At 38.1% G+C, this 20,837-nt stretch carries 11 protein-coding genes and 1 tRNA gene; 8 read left to right on the top strand and 4 right to left on the bottom strand.

Annotated elements, in window-relative coordinates:
* Positions 1-8 precede the first annotated feature (8 nt).
* Together sprA and ruvA are read right to left on the bottom strand one after the other, a co-directional pair.
* Entirely contained in the window at positions 9-7,469 is a 7,461-nt protein-coding gene (gene sprA / locus BGO84_RS07345) for a cell surface protein SprA (RefSeq protein WP_291028642.1), read from the bottom strand.
* A gap of 32 nt (positions 7,470-7,501) precedes the next feature.
* Positions 7,502-8,083 (bottom strand): Holliday junction branch migration protein RuvA, encoded by a 582-nt coding sequence (gene ruvA / locus BGO84_RS07350; protein ID WP_291028643.1) that lies wholly within the window; start codon positions 8,081-8,083, stop codon positions 7,502-7,504.
* 427 nt (positions 8,084-8,510) lie between these two features.
* Between ruvA and BGO84_RS07355 the strand changes: the two genes are divergently transcribed.
* Complete coding sequence (locus BGO84_RS07355; RefSeq protein WP_291028644.1) at positions 8,511-10,604, top strand: M3 family metallopeptidase; 2,094 nt, start codon at positions 8,511-8,513, stop codon at positions 10,602-10,604.
* 242 nt (positions 10,605-10,846) lie between these two features.
* Here BGO84_RS07355 and BGO84_RS07360 read toward each other — a convergent pair whose 3' ends face one another.
* Both BGO84_RS07360 and BGO84_RS07365 read right to left on the bottom strand, forming a co-directional pair.
* On the bottom strand, positions 10,847-12,070 hold the full coding sequence (locus BGO84_RS07360; RefSeq protein WP_291028645.1) for a hypothetical protein: 1,224 nt from the start codon (positions 12,068-12,070) through the stop codon (positions 10,847-10,849).
* A 483-nt stretch (positions 12,071-12,553) separates the two neighbouring features.
* Positions 12,554-12,629, bottom strand: a tRNA-His gene (locus tag BGO84_RS07365).
* Between the two features lie 171 nt (positions 12,630-12,800).
* Here BGO84_RS07365 and BGO84_RS07370 point away from each other — a divergent pair.
* The 7 genes from BGO84_RS07370 (at position 12,801) to BGO84_RS07400 (ending at position 20,837) form a co-directional block, all read left to right on the top strand.
* Positions 12,801-14,045 (top strand): dicarboxylate/amino acid:cation symporter, encoded by a 1,245-nt coding sequence (locus BGO84_RS07370; protein WP_291028646.1) that lies wholly within the window; start codon positions 12,801-12,803, stop codon positions 14,043-14,045.
* Between the two features lie 261 nt (positions 14,046-14,306).
* Entirely contained in the window at positions 14,307-17,717 is a 3,411-nt protein-coding gene (gene ileS / locus BGO84_RS07375) for an isoleucine--tRNA ligase (protein WP_291028647.1), read from the top strand.
* 53 nt (positions 17,718-17,770) lie between these two features.
* Positions 17,771-18,151, top strand: coding sequence for a TraR/DksA C4-type zinc finger protein (locus BGO84_RS07380; protein ID WP_006842933.1), 381 nt, complete (start codon positions 17,771-17,773; stop codon positions 18,149-18,151).
* A gap of 99 nt (positions 18,152-18,250) precedes the next feature.
* Positions 18,251-18,877 (top strand): lipoprotein signal peptidase, encoded by a 627-nt coding sequence (locus BGO84_RS07385; protein WP_291028648.1) that lies wholly within the window; start codon positions 18,251-18,253, stop codon positions 18,875-18,877.
* 2 nt (positions 18,878-18,879) lie between these two features.
* A complete protein-coding gene (locus BGO84_RS07390) occupies positions 18,880-19,692 on the top strand; it encodes a DUF4296 domain-containing protein (RefSeq protein WP_291028649.1) in 813 nt (270 codons plus the stop codon).
* Between the two features lie 34 nt (positions 19,693-19,726).
* Positions 19,727-20,020: a hypothetical protein gene (locus BGO84_RS07395; RefSeq protein ID WP_283686142.1), complete on the top strand. Its 294-nt coding sequence runs from the start codon at positions 19,727-19,729 to the stop codon at positions 20,018-20,020.
* A gap of 16 nt (positions 20,021-20,036) precedes the next feature.
* Positions 20,037-20,837 (top strand): glycosyltransferase family 2 protein, encoded by an 801-nt coding sequence (locus BGO84_RS07400; RefSeq protein WP_291028650.1) that lies wholly within the window; start codon positions 20,037-20,039, stop codon positions 20,835-20,837.

Raw genomic sequence — 20,837 nt, forward strand, 5'->3', positions numbered from 1 at the left:
AATATTTTTTATTGTACAAGTGTAAATTTTAAACTTATTCCAAAATTACTGTTGGTTGTTGGATAAGATGAAGCTGAAATCAACGGTTTATTTAAAATCCTGTCATAGAATGCCCTTAGGGTGAGCGCACGGCTCAAAGTATAGTCGGCTGATATCTTTAATGTAAAAACTGTAACCCCACTGGTAGCTTGGGTAAAATATTCTTCTATTTTTCTCAACAAGGCTTCTGATGATTTGTAAGATACCTCCGTTTTTATATTCAGGTCGTTGTTGAAATTCTTCGGTGTTCTGGATGTTAATCCTATTACCCTATTAAATTCATTGATACGGTAACCGAATCCCAATACAAATTCTTTTTCGAGATATTCGATGATCTGATAAGACGACATGTTCAGCGTAAGTGTACGCCCACTATTGTACTGAGCGTTGATATTCATGTTGTTATTCAGTATCCCTTCGGCTCCTATCAGCGGTCTGAATAATTCCGTAATACCTACTGATGATATATTGTATGGCGATGATGGGATAGGGTTACCTCCGAGTACATCACGTATATACCCCAAGTCATCGCCTCCGCCTATGGCTTGCTGCCAGCCAGAGAAAGAGCTGTAACTTCCTACCTGATAAAAGCAGCTGTAGGAATGACTCAACCTCAACGATCTGAACTTAGATTTAATAAGAGGTATATTGCTTAATCCATCGTAGGTTATGTTCCAATTCGGGAGGATAGACCATATAGATGGGAATGCCGACATGGAGATATTATTTACATCACGCCCTGTATAAGCTGCTATGAAAGCAGGAATAAGTACGTCTCCCGAGTTTGCATTCACTGTCGCCGCATTTCCGCTTGCCAAACCATCGGGTAAGGTTACATTGTTGTACTGTTTTTGTAGCCTGTTTTTAATTATTTCCTTATAAGCTAAGAATTTGTCGAATGTATCGGATTGATAGTCCTTTTTTGAGTTGCTGCCTCTAAGAGTTGTTTTTAGAGCAATAGTAGTCATAGAGAAGTTTCCGCCCAGTGTGCGCGGCATCCCTTTCGACATATATTGGATTTCAGTTCTCTTATTATTTTCGTAATTGGCATTAAGCTCTATTTTGAGATTCTTGATAGGTTCTATCTGAGCTCTTAGTTCCAACTTTTCGGCACTATTATATACCGCAGGCGAGATATTCATAGTGTCCATCACCAACCAATCTCTACTCAACGATTTGTTGATGAACTTTTCTCCTCCTTCGAGACCGAATGCAAAACCCAGACCCGGAACAAGCCCGTACTCATTTGTATCTTTCTGTCCAAACATATCTCCAATAGTTGGGATAAATCCGGAAAGATGTGTTTCTCTTCGTTTCGAGTAATTAATATTCAGAGTGCGTAATGACATTAAGCCTCTGGCGGAATAGTCTATTATATCAGTCAGAAGCTGCGAGCTATTCGGATCATTGATCTTACTCTCGACGCTGATCAGGATATTTGCAGAGTCTTTATTCGTTATTAATATTGTATTTGTATCTGTCTTTTTGAATTTTACAGAATACGGTTTACCGTCTAGCTTTGCTGATACCTGTATATTTTTTGTATTCAGTCCGTGCCTTAGGGTGTATGTTGTATCCTTTCGCAATGTAATATCCTGAGTAAAGCGCCTTCTTTCAGGCTGTCTCTTTTCTTGCTGTCTTTGGGTTGGAGACTGTCTTCTCCTCGAATCGAATCGATCGTTTACTTTTTTGAGGAATCCCCATTTATTGTATAGAGAAACCATGTCGATGCGATTAGTAAAGTCTAGGGTTACATTATTGCTTATCGTATTTCCTACCTCTATTCCTTCTACTTGTGCTCCACGATCCCACTGATAGCCACTTGTGTAGCTGGCATTGGATGTCAGCCAGTCGGTAGCCGGAATGTTCTTGAATGGCAATTGATAAGTTACTCTGGCTATTTGGCGATAGGATAGGGGGGTGCCTAAGTTTCTGATACTGTGCATGACGGAATCTTTCCAGATTTCATAGTCGTTCCTGTTCAGTTTCTTATTTACCTGTAAGTATGGTTCTTCTATTTCGGCTCTGGTTCCCGATCGGAATGAGAATTTCAGATTTTTTGTAAAATCCCAATTGATATTAAAATCTCTGTCCCACAAGAAAGACTGACTCCACGACAAGAACTCATTATTATTACTTCCGCCCAATGAGTAACTTTCTATGTCACGTAAAAGCGTCTCGCTATAATAACGGGTAATCCTTGAATTGAGGGCAATATTACTTGGCAGGTAGTTGAACCCAAGCGATTTGGCATATTTAGCCGCGCCGGATTTACTTTTTGTGTTTTTGAAAGGCTCCCACGTTTTTACTATCGGGCTATAATTATATCCAAAAGTCAGGTTGTAATTTTTAGTAACATCGTAGACTGTACTTGGATTTTTAATCTCAGTCTGATTAAATGAATATCCGATATTGAAATTTGCCGGGTCGTAAGGCATTGGTGTCTTACTTTGTATATTCACTTTTATATTGTTGAGGCTTATACTCTTTGTCGTAGACTTTTCTTGAGCAAGACTTTTTATCGAGTCTTTTTCTGCTTTAGTTTCTACCAAGCTGAATGATTCTTTCAGCGTTACATCCTGATCGAACGGATCGTATTTAGGCGTTGTCGTCTGATTCGAGTATGAATAATACAGCGGCAAGCTAACCTTTGCCTTTTCGGGTAAAAACCTTCCCAAATCTATGTTTGCGGCTATGCTGTATGTATGATAGTCGTCTTGTCGTCTTTCCATTAGGCTTTGATCCAGAGCACCGAATCCGGCCGTTTCCTTCCGTCCCGAAACGCTGATGTTTCCCAGATCCGAAAGAGCAACATTCAGGCTACCCTGAGCCGCCCATCCTCCTTCTTCGTCGAAATCGGTCAAACGAAGCTCGTTGATCCACACTTCACCCGATTTGGTTAGTCTGGAGTTATTTCGGACACCGATCATGATTACGTAAACATCAGATAAAGACGGATTACCCATTACACTTACTTTATTGTTTGGCTTATCAGGGTCATACTCATGGTATAGGGTTGTATAAGATACTGTTGAGCCCGACTTTCTTTTTTCTCTGTTTCTGTTCAGTTTTATATTTTTCAGTAACTCGAGAGGGAAATCAAACATATTATCTTTAGGCCATACCACAGCCCTGTCTCCGTTTCCATAATTACCTTCGGGTGTTATTGTTAAAGGTATTTCATATTCATAGTAATTGTTCTTGTAGTCAGAACCTAAACGCATAAATACAGATATGTCTCCATTTGCCAACTCAGTTCTATTTATAAGATTTTCTGCATGTGTAAATAATTGTATGCGTTTATAGCGTCTCAGATCGTAAGATGTATTCTTGTATATGGCTCGTGCATCTTCCGGATCGAGATTTGTCACGCGCATCGATAGCGATTGCTCATTTTCTTTGGTCAATTGTGTTTGGTCAGGATCTAAGGATCTGCTTAGCCCCGGAGGCAATACATAATTTACGGGTTTTCTTTCAGAGTTTTCTTCGATATTTACTGTCGAAATATCAATAGATCCATTTCCCATCTTAGCCCCACTTGTTAAGTCCTGATCGTAAACACGCCAATCACCTCTTACAAGCTGTAAGGTTCCGAATCGCAGCACTGTTTGTTGTTCAAAGTCAGTCAGGAACATTCTCATGAAACGGATGCTTTTGAAATCGTTGATATTTCCAACTCGTTTTCCTTGGCGAATTGGAATTTTGAACTGATACCATCTTACCTTTTCTTCTTTTCCGTTTCGGAGCGGGACAGTAACCTCCCGTTCGTCTACAATATAGTTGCGACCGACATTCATGCTATCCGGTTTCAGTGATACCCGATATTGGTAATACGATTCATTTTCATTCAGCGTGTAATCCTGATCTATATCTTCTACATCGGGAACTCCACGTGCTGCGGTAGAATACCTTTCTCCACTCTGATCTGTCGGTTTCGAATTTCCTTCCGTACCGTTATAGTATTTGTAGCGGTCGAGTATTCCTTTTCGCTCGCGGTCGTAGTCTGAGCCACGATAGAAATGATATAAGTCTCTCGAAGGGCTATTAAGCGGAGAGAAAGGATCGTTTGCCATTTCATTCAGCGTACTTTGAGGTAACTTTGTTCTCAGATTGTCTAAGAAATCCTTATATACGCCGTATGTTTTTTCTTCCTCTTGATTCAATCCATTTAGCCCGACATCCTGTTTTTCGCGGGCAATAGCTCCCAAATTATCATCGAATGCATATACCGTAGATTGGCGCGTAGGTACTTTTCCCCACACAGTTTTTGTATATGCTGTAGGATCATCATTGACAGGTAGTCCGTTTTCGTAAAACTTTTTCCCATCTTTCAAAACATCTTCCGATATTTCTCCCAGATTGAAATAAAGGTCTCCTCCTTTGTGCGAACTTGAAAAATCTTTTACAAATGGATCCATTAGCCAGAATTCAATGTATTCGATATTTGATGCTTCGAAGTCACGCACATCCATTTTACGTGTAATGCCCGCCCAGCGATCTCGTGGATTTAATAATTTCCCATCCGAATCTATTTTTTCTCCATCCAGATTGTAAGGCCCCCTTTCGTTAGGGTAGTACGATAAGTTTAATGTTGGTATTGTTGCCGATTCTGTTTGTCTGATATCTCGGTTCGGATATATTTCGGTGATACCAATTTCCCTTACATAGTGATCTGATAAAGAGTCACTATTTATATAACTTGGTGTAAGTGACGACCCTTTGCGTGTAAATAGCGGATCGATAGTAAACCAAGATAACATGGCTCTGTTTTTTGCATATTGGATACTATCCGAAGGTTTATTCCCTGATATAGTAGGAGGATAAACATATTTAGGTAGTTCCTTCGGTGTTGACGCAAGATTCCATGCATAAGGGCTTTTGAGTTCGATGCGTGATTGCGACGACTCAAAATCATCGAGATAAGAGAATCCACCCGTATCTTTATTTTGGTAATGTCCCGGTATCATGTGCGCAAACTCACCCATAAAACTAATTTGAGAAGGTTGTGTTGCATTCACAAACGGTATCTTGTCAATCAGGTTGGTGAGCCACATCGACTCGGTTTTATATGACGTATTCAATCCCCATAAGGTATTATTGACAGATTCTTCGCCAATAACTGTTTTAGTGGTAAGGGGTTTTTCGTATAGATGCATAATTGTACCGCCGATGTTGAAATTCTTTGAGATATCGTAGCTCAGATTCAGCCCCATCATTGTTTTTCGCTGCATACCTAACGATCGTTCCTCTAACGAAGCCTGTATATTGGCATCGGAATCTATCAGGTTCTGATTTATGATAGTGACTATACCTGATGTGTAGTCAACTATATAGTCTGTTCCTTCGGTGAGGAGCATACCATTGGCTGTAAGTTTAACTGATCCTTGTGGTATGTTTGTCGACATCAGGTCAATTTCAGCTTTACTGTTCGATGATCCTCTGAATGAACCGTATATCTTGAATTTGTTTTTTTCTGCGATTTGTCTGGCTACGGTCAATGTCGAGTCATATAATTGCTGGTAAACATACTTTTCTGCAATAATAGGACTGCCTATTTTATTCGCCAGATGCTTTCCGAATGGTTCAACCACAGGGAATATAATGCGTCCGTTCTGAGACTGGACGGTATATCCTTCAAGATAGTCGAAAATACCATCGCCTTTTGTTCCGTCTTTTTGGGTAACTTCTTTATTCTGAGAGTTCAATCTGTCTAGGTTCATCACCTTTATCAGAAGTTGATTTTTAATGTTTCCCTCAGGCAGATAGTTTATGTATGTACCTAAAGTGTCTGATTGATAGGCTATGTTTAATCTAAAACGGTCTTGTTGTATATTGCTTGCACCAAGGGAGTAAATGTTTTTCATCATCAAATCCCATGTATATGAACGTGGAGACAGAGAGATGGGCTTTAATAACTTTACAAACAAAGCACCTGATTTGGGGTTGCTTGACTCATAATTGGCAGATATATCTGTGGATAGTTCTCCTACTTGATATGTAGTTCCATTTACTGTATACTGGTAAGCTACTGCAAGTACTTCGTCAGCTTGTAGTGCAGAGTTTAGAGATAAGTACCCTAGTTGAGCGTTGTATGTATATTCCGAAGAACTAAGCATTCGCGCACTTTCTATTTTCTCATAGTCGAGCCCGCTCTCTATATAGCCATTAAACTCGCTGGTTACTTGCGAAATATCCCTAGCCCTGGTGTGTGCTGTGGTCATCGTACCATATAGGTTATTAGCTGCATTATATGGTGTCTTTACAGAGCCTGTCCCTATCCATTTTGGATTTTTAATATTGTCTCGCTCTGCAATATCGGCAAAGGCAACAATATTTCTCGACTGCATAAAGTCGCTTCTCCTATTCGTAACCCACACTTCTATTTTAGTGATTGATACAGGTGAGTTGATATAAGGGATTCTACTCATTGCATTATCGTAATTATCACGGAAATAGTATCCCAAGAAGAAGTGTCTGTTTTCGTCGTATTGATCAGCCTTAAAAGAGAATTCGGTTGTTTGTATTCCTCCCTTTGTATTCACCGTCTGCGACTGAGACTCCTGTTGAGAGATAACTGTATTTATCCGTAGTTTTCCGAACTGAAGCTCTGCGTTGATCCCGAATAAGGCTGTTCCTCCGTTGATGAGCGAGTTTGTTGTACTCATGCTTACGTTTCCTGCCTCTATCTTCTTTATTATTTCGTCCTCCTTTCCATCGTACCCCAATTTTAGCTTTTTAGAGTCGAAATCAAATAAGGCTTTGGTGTCATAATTCATGCCGAAGTTGATCTTATCACCAACCGACGCCGTTACGTTCATCTGGATATCTTCTTTGAACTGAAAGGTAGTGTGACTTCGGTTGCGTTCCGAGAGGGTAGGGTTGTCTGTGCTACTTCGTTTAAAGCCCATTGTAGTTTCAACATATCCTTGAGTTCTCACCTTTACTCCACCGGGTCCAAAAAGCCGCTCTGCCGGACCTAAGTTTAGTTTTATGTCTTTCAGAGAAAACTCATCTTTTTCATCTTTCTTGTCGTATGCTTCTGCATTTTTAGATCTGAAATATCTACTCATGGATTGCTTGAGGGTGTAATCCATATACTCGTCAGAACTTAACGAAAAAGGAGTGGATATTTCCTGATCTCCGATTTTTGTACGGAAAATATACAGTCCGCTGGCAGGGTCATATTCTACAGACTTCTTCAGGTTGTCGGGGTCTTTGAGGTCTGCCGGAGGATTAGCGTTGAGGTCTTTATAAGTTTCTATCTGAGTTTTCTTTACCGGAAAGAGAGGTACTGTATCATTTGTTTCTAGCAAAGAGCTTTCTTTTTGGGCAATATCGATTTCCTTTTTTCCGTAAATACCGGAAAATAAACTGATCGAGCTTACTAAAAGCGTGATAAAAAACAAATATTTTGTAAGTTTCTTCTTCAATCCGACAAGGTAAATATAAATAGAGTGAATGATCAGAGCATTTTTAGTGCCGTCTTTATTATTTGCTCAACAGTACTGTCCGGTTTATCTTTCAATATTTTAGACACTGCTTTTTGCGAAGCCTGCTGAGGAAAGCCTAACATTACCAGTGCTGCGATGGCTTCTTCTCCGGCCTGACTTGTTTTTGCAAACATCTCTGCAGACTCAATTCCACTGACCTTGATTTTATCTTTCAGGTCAACAATTACACGTTGGGCGGTCTTAGTGCCTATACCCTTAACGGTTTTTAGTATATCCGAATTGCCGGAGGCAATTACGTTTGTTAATTCCTGCACAGTCATCGACGATAGAATCATCCGACCCGTGCTTGCTCCTATGCCCGAGACACTTATCAATAAGATGAATAGCTCACGTTCTTGTTTTTCGGAGAAACCATATAGCTGGTAGGCGTCTTCTCTTATTGCCTCATATATGTATAATTTGGCACTCTTTTGTCTTGATATACTGGTATATGTATTTAAGCTTATGTTAATAAAATAACCTATACCATGTGTTTCGAGTGTAGCGGAAGTAGGGGTCAGTTCAGCGATATCCCCTTTTATATAATCTATCATAATCGGTTCGTAAATTTTACTAATTTATAACGTGTAAATATTAAAAAAAGTATATTTCAAGACGATTTAGAGGTTGTTTAACTTTCGTTTTACCGAGTATACGTATAATAAATTAAGGATATTTGCTATCAAATCCAAATTCTTATATCACGCCTCTTTGCGTATGCCATTAAATAATAATCTAAAAATGAAAAATCAAATACTCTATCTTTCTTGTTCGTGTTTGCCATTCAGGCTTCTTATTTAATGTGCAAAGGTAAGATTTTTGTGTTACTTTTTGTACCTTTGTATGTTTCCATTGAATTCTTTAATTTAAAACTATAACGATAAATAGAGTCCTAAATCAAGCAAATCATTTATGCATCGGTAAAATTGATAATGGAAGTTAAATAAAGAGATAATTGATAACCTCAAATATTTGAATTATATGAAAAAAAAGTGTTTTTTCGTTTTATTATTAACAATAGCTATGACTACAATTCAAGCTCAAAACCCGTTTTTCTCGGCGTATAAAACGCCTTACGATACCCCGCCGTTCAATAAAATCAAGAACGAGCATTACGAACCTGCTATAGAAAAAGGAATAGCAGAGCATCAGGCTGAAATAAACAAGATAGTAATGATCAGGGCCGTTCCTACCTTCGAGAATACAATCGTTCCTTTGGAAGAGTCCGGAAAGCTGTTGAGTAGAGTAACATCAGTGTTCTTTAATCTACTCAGCTCCGAGAGCAATGATGAGATGATGGAAATAGCACAGCGTATTCAACCAAAACTTTCGGAGCATTCCAATTCAATAACATTGAATGAAGGTTTGTTTCAAAAAGTGAAGGCTGTTTATGATAAACGTCTGGAATCGAACCTTACACCCGAGCAAATCCGTTTGGTAGAAAAGACATACCGTGGCTTTGAAAATAGCGGGGCAACACTCGTAGGAAAAGATAGAGATATATACAAAGAACTTTCTACAAAGTTGAGCCAATTGACTTTAGATTTTGGACAGAATGCTTTGAAAGAAAGCAATAAATTTGAGATGCTTCTGACAGATGAGGCTGATTTAGCCGGATTGCCTCAGATGGTGAAAGATGCTGCGGCAGCCAAAGCAAAGGCTAAAGGAAAAGAAGGGTATATGTTTGACCTTTCTGCGCCTAGCTATATCGCATTTATGAAATATTCTACTCGCCGTGACCTCCGTCAGAAACTGTATATGGCATATAATACAAAATGTGTGGCAGGTGGAGAGTTCGACAATCAGGAGAATGTAAAAGAAATAGCTAAAACCAGAATGCAAATAGCGAATCTTTTGGGCTATCCGGATTATGCTACTTATACATTACGTAACAAGATGGCAAAAGATAAGGAGCATGTTTACGGTTTGTTGGACGACTTGTTCAGTGCTTATGCGCAGGCGGCTCGTGAAGATGTGAAGATGGTAGAAGGCTTTGCAGTAGGGATGGAAGGAAAAGCAATAGACCTGCAACCTTGGGACTGGTCTTTCTATTCAGAAAAACTTAAAGATGCTAAATATAGTGTAAGCGATGAATTGGTACGTCCTTACTTTGAATTGGAAAATGTAAAGAAAGGTGTTTTTGGCCTGGCTACAGATCTATATGGAATCACATTTAAAAAGAATACTAAAATACAGGTTTATCATCCCGAAGTAGAAGCTTTTGATGTGTTAGACGAGAATGGTAATTTTTTGGCTGTTCTGTATATAGACTTTCATCCACGTGAAGGAAAACGTCAAGGAGCATGGATGTCTGAGTTTAAGGGACAGTATGTAGAAAAAGGAAAAGACTCTCGTCCGTTTGTTACGATTGTGATGAACTTTACACGTCCAACAGAGACTGAACCTGCTTTGCTTACTTTCGATGAGGTAGAAACATTCCTTCATGAGTTTGGACATGCCTTGCATGGTATGCTAACCAAATGTACTTACGAAACACTCTCAGGTACAAATGTTTTACATGATTTTGTAGAGCTGCCTTCTCAGATAATGGAAAACTGGTTAACAGAAAAAGAATATCTTGATAAGTTTGCTGTTCATTACAAAACAGGAGAAAAAATACCTGCTGATCTTGTAAAGAAACTTGTAGATGCCGCCAATTATAATGCAGGATATCTCTGCTATCGTCAATTATCATTCGGATACCTTGATATGGCATGGCATACATTAGAGCAACCATATACAGGTGATGTGATCTCATTTGAGCGTAAGGCAATGGACAAAACGGCTTTGTTGCCAGTAGTAGAAGGCACTAATATGTCTACATCATTCAGCCATATATTTGCCGGAGGATATGCTGCCGGATATTATGGTTATAAATGGGCGGAGGTATTGGATGCAGATGCTTTTGCATTGTTCAAACAAACGGGTATTTTCAACAAAGATACAGCTCGTTCGTTCCGTGAAAACATTTTAGAGAAAGGGAATACCGAAGAACCAATGACTTTGTATGTTAAATTCAGAGGGCAAGAACCTACTGTAAATGCATTGCTGGAAAGAAACGGTATAAAGAAATAAAGCCGGAGAAAATATTATAAAAAGAGTCGTCGGGGTTTTCCGATGACTCTTTTTTTTATGGAAGGGTTGAATCTTATTGCATCAATAAAAAAAGGAGTTGTCATCGAAAGAGACAACTCCAATTATAGACTTAATGTATTACAAACTTTCTGCGTTTTTTTATTTAAGTAGTTTTATTTTAACCTTAATGTGTTAATCGATATGTTTTATTCGATATTTTGCTGTTTAATAATGTTTTATGTTTAAAGCTTCCAGTAAATAAGGCTGGTGCGTATAGCACTGGTTGAACTTAATCCCTGTCTTAATGTCCAGTTCGATAAATCGGGTCTAAGCATACTGATAATAACCTTATCTCCTGCATCAAATGTTCCTCCTAGTGTTACGCTATAACTATAATCTTGTTGGTTAGTTGGTAGCCCTAAAACTACTACGTCGATTTCAGCGGCATCTATAAGGGTAGATTTGTCGTTTTTTTGAAGATATATATAGAATGGTAAACGATTCTGAGTGGTTGTTCCAATTCGGCCGTAAAGTCGTAGTGAGAATGCGTAGCTTCCCGATTCATTTATTGTGATATCGCCGAATGGAAGTTGGTTGGCCTGAGCATGGTCTCCATTTACACTATTATAGGTTGTGCTGATAGTAATATCGCTGGTTAAGTTTTTTAGGTTTATGCCTATCATGCCGTCACCGATTTTTATATTACTACAAGTCTGACCTAAAAAGTCGATAGAAGGTATGGTTGCTGCTGTTGGAGATGATGCTATCGGTGTCCCAAATATTCGGTACATAACTTCTCCTCCTCCGTAGGCGAGTTTACCTCCAATTCGTTCTATCGATAGTCCATTATCTATTGATGTTGCGGCAGTTCCTGAGTATGATCCTCCATTTCCTCCTAAATAAGGTACTTTTAGTATTCCTTCAAAAGGAACATTTGCCGTATAGGTATTAGGTGTCATTTGAGAACTACTGCATATTAAGGATGTGATTTGAGGTTGTATAACCGGACTGTCGTCTATTTTTCTCCATTCTGTCCCTGTCCAGATATGTACTCCAATAACAAAGTCGCCGGTATTTGTTAAATTAAATACTGTCATTCCTACATGTTTCTTCTTTAACTCTGCTTTGTTGTTTGTGTATTCAATTTGTTCAGAGCTTGTAGATGTATTCCAATACATAGGGTATAACTCATTTTTGTTTGTAAGTAGAACACGAGGCAGAACTACACCTTTGTCTGATGTCTGGTTTTGACTTTTGGCCGCAAACTCCTTTAGGTCTAAAATAGAACCTCCCTCCGGTGAGACGTTCGAACCTATTGTGACTTGTGCCGTAGCATTACTTGTAATCATAAAGCAAGCAAAGGTCATGCATAGGTAAGCGAAACTTTTTGTTTTCCTTGTTTTTGTCTTTTCCTTTAATCCGCTAAGGTGAATTAAAAAGTAATTAAGTAAATTGTTTGTTGTCATAAATGTAAAAGTTAATTGTTTGTGTATTTAAATCTGAAATTCCTGACATTTCACTATAATAATATGTTTGTGTGTATGGTGTGCCCAAAATGCTTTGTGCAAACAAATTACAAAATAGATAAAAGAGTAATATTTTATTATCTATTAGTGTTAAAGACTATAGTTTGATTTTCTCTGGGTATTAATTTTGTAAAATTTTCTTATGTCGAACGGTTTAAATTTTGTTTTATAAAGTTTGTTATGTTAAATGAGTTCGTGTCAAAGTTTGTTTGCAAATGTAATGTTTATTTTTTATAAATACAATATTCAATTTTAAGAAAAGAATATTGATTGTTGTTGAACAAGTCTTCGATCTTTTTTTTGAAAGGGGTTTTGTTATTGTGCTGAATGAGAGTGAATCATCACTTAAAGAGGAAGTATTCCAAGTTTGGATATATGATATAATAAAAAAAAGAAACTGTTAAATAAACAGTTTCTTTTTCAGGGTGGAAGACGGGGCTCGAACCCGCGACCTTCGGAACCACAATCCGACGCTCTAACCAACTGAGCTACAACCACCGTTTTGCAATTGCGGTGCAAATATATGCATTTTTCTTGTATTAGCAAGGGGTATGATGAAAAATCTTAATCTTTTTTATTTAGACTCTTCGCTTATAAAATCTATGTTCTTTTAATACAGATATTTCGAAATGAAAGTGTATTTTTGTCGACTTATATAAGAGTTTGATTAATGAATGTTTTGAAGAACTACGCATTTACGATCTTTTTGCTTCTCGGCATTCTGATTGGTGGTATTTGCGGTATTATTTTTGGAGAAGGGGCTAGTGTTGTAAAGCCTGTGGGGGATATTTTTCTCAATTTGATGTTTGTGCTTATCGTGCCGCTTGTTTTCTTTAGTGTAGCATCATCTATTTACAACATGCGCGACTCTAATATGGTCGGTAAAGTGATAGGAAGCATTGTTTTTGTATTTCTCTTTACCGGAGTTGTGGCCGCCGCCGTATCCTATCTTTTTACGCTCTTGTATAATCCTCTAGGAGGAGTTAATCAGTCGGAAATCTTATTAGGGCTGCCCCAACAAACTGTAAAACAATTGACTTCAGCCGAAATATTTGTGAATGTCTTTACTGTTTCTGACTTTCAGCAGCTATTTACAAAAGCTAATCTTTTACCTCTTATTATATTCTCCATCTTTTTTGGCTTGGCTACCTCTTTTTCGGGTACGAAAGGAAAAATAGTGGCAGACTTTTTAAATGCTTCCACTCATGTAATTATGAAAATGATGGATATAATAATGAAAGCGGCTCCTATCGGACTAGGCTGTTACTTTGCCGATACGGTTGGGAATCTGGGCGGACAGATACTGAATGGGTATATGCATGTTTTCATTCTTTTCCTCATCCTTACAGGAATTAGCTTTTTCGGGCTCAACTCTATATATGTGTTTTGGGCGGGAGGTAAAAAAGGCTTTGTTTCATTTTGGCAGAATATATTGACTCCATCACTTACGGCGATTGCCACATCTTCCAGTGCGGCATGTATTCCGGTCAATATAGAAGCTTCTAAACGAATGGGGATTCCTTCGCGTATTGCCGAAACAGTGATTCCGTTAGGTACAAATATGCACAAGGACGGTTCTATTATAGGCGGTGTTCTTAAGATCATATTTCTATTTACGATTTTCGGGCAAGAGATAACATCTTCTTCGAATATGTTTATGATTATAGGTGTTGCCGTACTATCTGCTGCGGTTGTAGGAGCTATCCCAAGCGGAGGTATGACGGGCGAATTGTTGATTTGTTCTATCTTTGGGTTTTCACCTCAGTTTGCTGCTACATTGATGATTATAAGTACTATAATTGATGTTCCTGCTACACTGCTCAACTCTACGGGTAATGTGGTTTGTGCAATGATGGTAACCCGTTTGGCGGAGGGAAAGGATTGGGTAAAGAAACAGTTTATCGATGCCTCGTAAATTTATCTATTATATAGTATAGGGCGTTTACATCCGAAATAAAAAAGTGACATCAAAAAACAGATACGAATCTGTTACTTTTGTTACTTTTTTTGTTTTTATTCTTTGGCATGAGTTTTGTATTTATTTGCAATCAGTCGTGATTATTGTGAATTATCTTTTTTTACCTTATTATATTAACTAACGTAAAATCGTACACTATACCGTATAGATTTTTTCATTATATTTGTCCTCAATTTTTTAAGCAGGTTATTTTACATTATGAGTAAACAATTTTCAGAATATAATCGATTTAACTTATCTGATGTCAACAAAGAGATATTAGAAAAATGGGATAAAGAAGGCATATTCCAAAAGAGCTTGGAAATACGCACCGGAGCACCATCATTTGTTTTCTATGAAGGACCTCCGTCGGCTAATGGTATGCCTGGTATTCACCATGTTATGGCTAGATCGGTTAAGGATATTTTCTGCCGTTACAAGACTATGAAAGGTTTTCTTGTAAACCGTAAGGCAGGATGGGATACTCATGGCTTGCCTGTAGAGCTTGCTGTAGAAAAGAAACTGGGTATAACCAAAGAAGATATCGGCAAGAAAATAACAGTAGAAGAGTATAACGATGCCTGTCGCAAAGAGGTAATGAAATATACCGGGGAATGGGAGAACCTTACCCGCATAATGGGATATTGGGTAGATATGAACGACCCTTATATCACATACGATAATCGTTATATAGAAACACTTTGGTTCTTACTAAAAGAACTATATAACAAAGGCTACCTTTATAAAGGTTATACAATACAACCATATTCGCCCGCTGCCGGAACAGGACTTAGTACACACGAACTGAATATGCCGGGTGCATATCGTGATGTGAAAGATACAACCTGTGTTGCACAGTTTAAGATAAAATCTCCGAAGGCTGAAATGTCTCAGTTTGGAGAGGCTTTCTTTTTAGCTTGGACTACAACCCCTTGGACTCTTCCGTCCAATACGGCACTAGCTGTAGGACCCGAGATAACCTATGTAGCGGTACAATCTTACAATCCGTATACAGGAAATAAGATAACTACTGTAATGGCACAGTCTCTTGTGTTCAGTATGTTCAATGAGAAAGCCAAAGACATAGCTCTTGAAGATTATAAGGTAGGAGATAAGCTTATACCTTATAAGATTGTAGGAGAATGGAAGGGTAAAGACTTGGCCGGAATGGAATACGAACAACTTATCCCATGGGTTAATCCCGGAGAAGGTGCATTTAAAGTTCTTGCAGGCGACTTCGTAACTACAGAAGATGGTACAGGTATTGTACATATAGCACCTACATTTGGTGCAGATGATGCCCGTGTAGCAAAAGCAAATAATGTACCTGCATTACTTCTGTTGGACAAAGACGAGAATCAACGTCCGATGGTAGATCTCACCGGAAAGTATTTCAACTTAGAGGATTTAGATCCTAGTTTTGTTAGTGACAATGTAAATGTTGAGCTATATAAGGAATATGCCGGTCGTTATGTGAAAAACGAATACGACGATACGCTTCCTGCTGATGCAACAACTTTAGATATAGATCTCTGCGTGATGTTGAAACAACAAAATCGCGCATTCAAGATAGAACGTCATGTGCACAACTATCCGCACTGTTGGCGTACAGACAAACCGGTATTATATTATCCGCTCGATAGCTGGTTTATACGTACCACTGCTTGTCGCGAACGATTGATAGAACTCAATAAGACAATAAACTGGAAACCGGAATCGACAGGTACAGGCCGTTTTGGAAAATGGCTCGAAAACCTGCAGGACTGGAATCTCAGCCGTAGCCGCTATTGGGGAACGCCTCTTCCTATATGGAGAACAGAGGATGGAAAAGAAGAAAAATGCATCGGTTCGATGAAAGAGCTTTATGCCGAAATGCAAAAAGCTGTAGATGCCGGTGTGATGAAAGAAATACCTTGGACAGGTTTCGAAATCGGAAATCTGGATAAGGCAAACTATGAGAAAATAGATCTTCACCGTCCGTATGTTGATGATATAATACTTGTATCCGATTCGGGGCAACCAATGACACGCGAAAAAGATTTGATCGATGTTTGGTTCGATTCGGGGGCAATGCCTTTCGCTCAGGTATTTTATCCGAATATCAGCGAAGATGAATTCTCAAAAGTATACCCGGCTGATTTTATAGCTGAGGGTGTAGATCAGACCCGTGGATGGTTCTTTACTCTACATGCTATATCTACAATGTTCAAGGACAGCATATCGTTTAAAAATGTTGTTTCCAACGGACTTGTATTAGATAAGAACGGACAAAAGATGTCGAAACGCTTAGGCAATGCTATCGATCCTTTTGAGACAATAGATAAGTATGGTTCAGACCCATTGCGCTGGTACATGATAACAAATGCGTCGCCTTGGGATAACCTTAAGTTCGATATAGAGGGAGTAGAAGAGGTGCGCCGTAAGTTTTTCGGAACGCTTTATAATACTTATTCATTCTTTGCTTTGTATGCAAACGTGGATAACTTCTCCTTTAAGGAAGACTTGATACCTGTTTCGGAAAGACCGGAGATCGATCGTTGGGTAATATCATTACTCAATACGCTAGTCAAGGATGTGGATGAGTATTATAATACATACGAACCAACAAAGGCCGGACGTGCTATCTCTGATTTCGTAAATGATAATCTCAGCAACTGGTATGTGCGCCTCAACAGAAAACGTTTCTGGGGAGGAGAAATGACAAAAGATAAATTATCTGCATATCAGACCTTATATACATGTTTAGAGACAATAGCCAAACTTATGGCTCCGATATCTCCATTCTATGCCGATAAACTTTTCTGTGATTTGATTGTTGTAACAGAGCATGAAAAAGTAGCGTCGGTACACCTTTCGGATTTCCCTACTTCTGATGCATCAGTAGTAGATAAGAATTTGGAAGAACGTATGCAAATAGCACAAGATATATCATCCGCTGTTTTGGCTCTGCGCCGTAAAACCAATATCAAGGTGCGTCAGCCATTGACACAAATCATGATACCGGTGTTGAACGATCAGCAAGGAAAAGATTTGGATGCTGTGCGCGAACTGATATTGAATGAAGTAAACGTCAAAGAACTTAAGCATGTAGATAATGCTGCCGGTATCTTGGTGAAGAAAGTAAAACCCGATTTCAAAAAACTTGGGCCTCGTTATGGTAAGATCATGAAACAGCTTGCCGCAGAAGTTCAGGGGATGAGTCAGGAAGCTATCGCTACATTCGAAAAAGAAGAAAAATATACATTCGATATTGCTGGACAAGCAGCTACCATAGAATTGGCTGACGTGGAAATCATATCTGAAGATATACCGGGATGGTTGGTTGCTAATGCCGGAAAACTGACTGTTGCACTTGATGTGACAATAACAGACGATCTGAGAAAAGAAGGTATAGCCCGCGAGCTGGTAAACCGTATACAAAATATACGTAAATCCAGTGGACTGGAAATAACTGACAGAATAAATATAAAATTGACAGACTTGGAGCAGATAAGGGAAACTGTCTCGGAATATAATAATTACATAGCGTCACAGGTACTTGCTGACAAAATAGAACTGTTGGAGTCTGTAGATGGGCAAAATATTGATATGGATGATTATATTTTACAGATATCTGTTGAAAAAGTCTGAAAATGTATTATCTTTAAGTAAAATAAGAAACAGGAATTATAAAACTAACGGTTATGGCAGAAAAAACAAGATATTCTGATGAGGAATTAAATGAATTCCGCGATATTATTCTTGAGAAGCTAAATAAGGCTAAAGGAGAATATGAAGAGTTGAGAGCGGCTATAACAAATGCCGATGGGAATGATGTTACTGACACTTCACCGACATTCAAAGTCCTGGAAGAAGGTGCATCTACATTGTCGAAAGAAGAAGCCGGCCGTTTGGCTCAACGCCAGATGAAGTTTATCCAAAATCTTCAATCGGCTCTTATTCGTATCGAAAATAAGACATACGGCGTTTGTCGCGAAACAGGTAAATTGATACCGAAAGAAAGATTGCGTGCTGTTCCTCATGCTACATTAAGTATTGAGGCTAAGAACAGCGGAGTAAAATAAGTAGTAATTAAATAAAAAAAGCATAGAAGAAAGGAAGAAAAAGCAAGGGTGAATTATGCCTGTTTTTTCTTCACTTTCTTTACAGGAATCGGCTGATATATGGAGAAAAAGAATCAAGGACTGATAGCAATCCTAGTAATAGTACTCGTTCTTGTAATAGATCAAGCATCTAAAATTTGGGTGAAGACCCATATGTCTCTTTTTGAGAGTATTGAAATAACAAGCTGGTTCCAAATACATTTTGTTGAAAACAATGGGATGGCTTTTGGGATGGAATTCATCGGAAAGATGTTTCTTTCTATATTCCGTATCGTAGCTATCGGTTTTATTGGCTATTATTTATACAAGCTGATTAACGGGAGATATAAGACAGGATATATCATATGTATATCGCTTATATTAGCCGGAGCATTTGGTAATATCATAGACAGTGTATTCTACGGCGAAATATTTTCAGCTAGCTACTCCGGGCATGTGGCGTCTTTTGTTTCTTTGGGAGACGGATATTCTAGCTGGCTGCATGGTAAGGTTGTAGACATGTTGTACTTCCCATTGATCGAAAGCACTTTCCCTTCATGGGTTCCTGTATGGGGCGGGCAACCATTCGTTTTCTTTAGTGCCATATTCAATATCGCTGATTCAGCTATTACTGTTGGTATTTTTATCCTTCTTCTTTTCTATCGTAAGACTCTTGCGCTATCTTTAGAAAAAAACGGCAAAGCATAATTATGCAACGATCTGTTATTTATATCATTATTTCTATTCTTATTCTGTTTAGCTCTTGCGGAAGAAGACCGGGATATGTAATCTCCCCCGATAAGATGACAGATGTCTTATACGATATAAGGCTAGCCCAATCTATTTTCAATGACGATCCTCAATTCAGGTCTGATGACATGAAAGATGCGCTAGTGGCCGGAGTGCTTAAAAAGCATAATATAACTCAAGCCGAACTAGATACATCTCTTTTGTGGTACTCGGATAATATACAATATTATGCAGCAATAAATGATACTGTAGCTGCACGTCTCAAGTTTAGAAATGAATCGCTTCTAAATTCTAGATCTGCAATGCTGAGCAGGGGTGCTCAGAGTAATTTGATCATACCTACATTTTACTATCTGAATAGTTATACTCCAACTCTTTCTTTCAATATAGATACATTGAAGATGAAGAGTATAAAGAATATATCCGATTTTCACCTAAAGTTTGATATACAAGGATTGAGCGCTAAGCAAAAAGCTGAGGCTGCAATTTATTTCAATTATAAGGACACCTTAGTTAAAACAAGGATTCCTATCGAAAGTAATAGTCATTATTCAATAAGTAAACCTTCGTTACCTGATAGCTTACTGAACGGCATATCAGGGTATATACACCTTAAAAATAATACGAGTAGTGGAAATGTCTTGATACATAATATAAGCTATATAGATTCTGTAGCTGTTGTAAGACATAAAGACGGTCTTTCTACAAGGCAACCGAACAGATCAACAGATAATATCCGTAAGGAAAGTCTAGGTCGTCCGGAGCCTAATTAAAAAATCGAAATTCCTATACCTTCAAAGTTTTGAAATGAAACGCTATTATTCGCATTATACCTTTATATATCCGAATATATATCTGAAAAATTATATTATAGAGGTAAATGATAAAGGGCAGATAACTAATGCTTTCTCATTTAGGAGTGAGGTCGAAAAAACAGAGTTTTATTCGGGATTACTACTCTTCTATCCAGTGGGTGTAGAGGTGAATTTGCAAGATCGACTTAAAAGGGATTTATTTATCAACCCCAATAAGTCGTTGGTGTTTTCTTACGAGAAATATAATATAACACATATAGAGGACTTAACATCTTATATCTATTAATTTGTAAATAGTATTCATGAATAATAATGACTTTTCTATCACACTTATCATATCAACATATAATTGGCCTAAAGCTCTTAAAATTATATTGCTTAGTGTCATCAATCAAACATATTTACCAATAGAAGTAATCGTAGCGGATGATGGTTCAAGAGATGATACAAGAGAACTAATAGAAGAGATGCAGAAGTCTTTCCCTTGCAAACTTATTCATGTATGGCAAGAAGATAATGGCTTCAGGGTGTCTGAAATAAGGAATAAAGCTATAGTGAAAGCTGCGGGTGATTATATCGTTCAAATAGATGGAGATATTATTCTAGAAAAACACTTTATAGAAGATCATTATTTATTTGCTCAAAAGAGTTTTTTCACACAAGGAAGTCGAGTGAAGTTATCACCAAAGTCTAGCTTGGAGATATTAAGGAATGGCAAGGTGGATATTCCTTTTTCATGGTCTTCATTCTTTCAACCCAATAGATTGAGGTTAAGATTCTTGCAAAACTATTTTCGATTTATATATAAAGTAAATCATCCCTACCTTGTTCGGGGTTGTAATATCGCTTTTTGGAAAGAGGATTTGCTAAGGGTAAACGGATATAACGAAGATATTATCGGTTGGGGATATGAAGATAATGAGTTAGGAGCACGACTTATTTTTGCCGGAATAAAAAGACAATTCTTAAAGATGGGAGCAGTAGGATATCACCTTGATCATCCTATCAATAGTAGAGACAAAGTCAATCAGAATCACAAAACCTTCTTAGAAACTATTAATAGTGAAGGAACCTATTGCCAAAATGGGCTAGATAAATATTAA

The organism is Dysgonomonas sp. 37-18 (genome assembly GCF_001899125.1).
Taxonomy (GTDB): domain Bacteria; phylum Bacteroidota; class Bacteroidia; order Bacteroidales; family Dysgonomonadaceae; genus Dysgonomonas.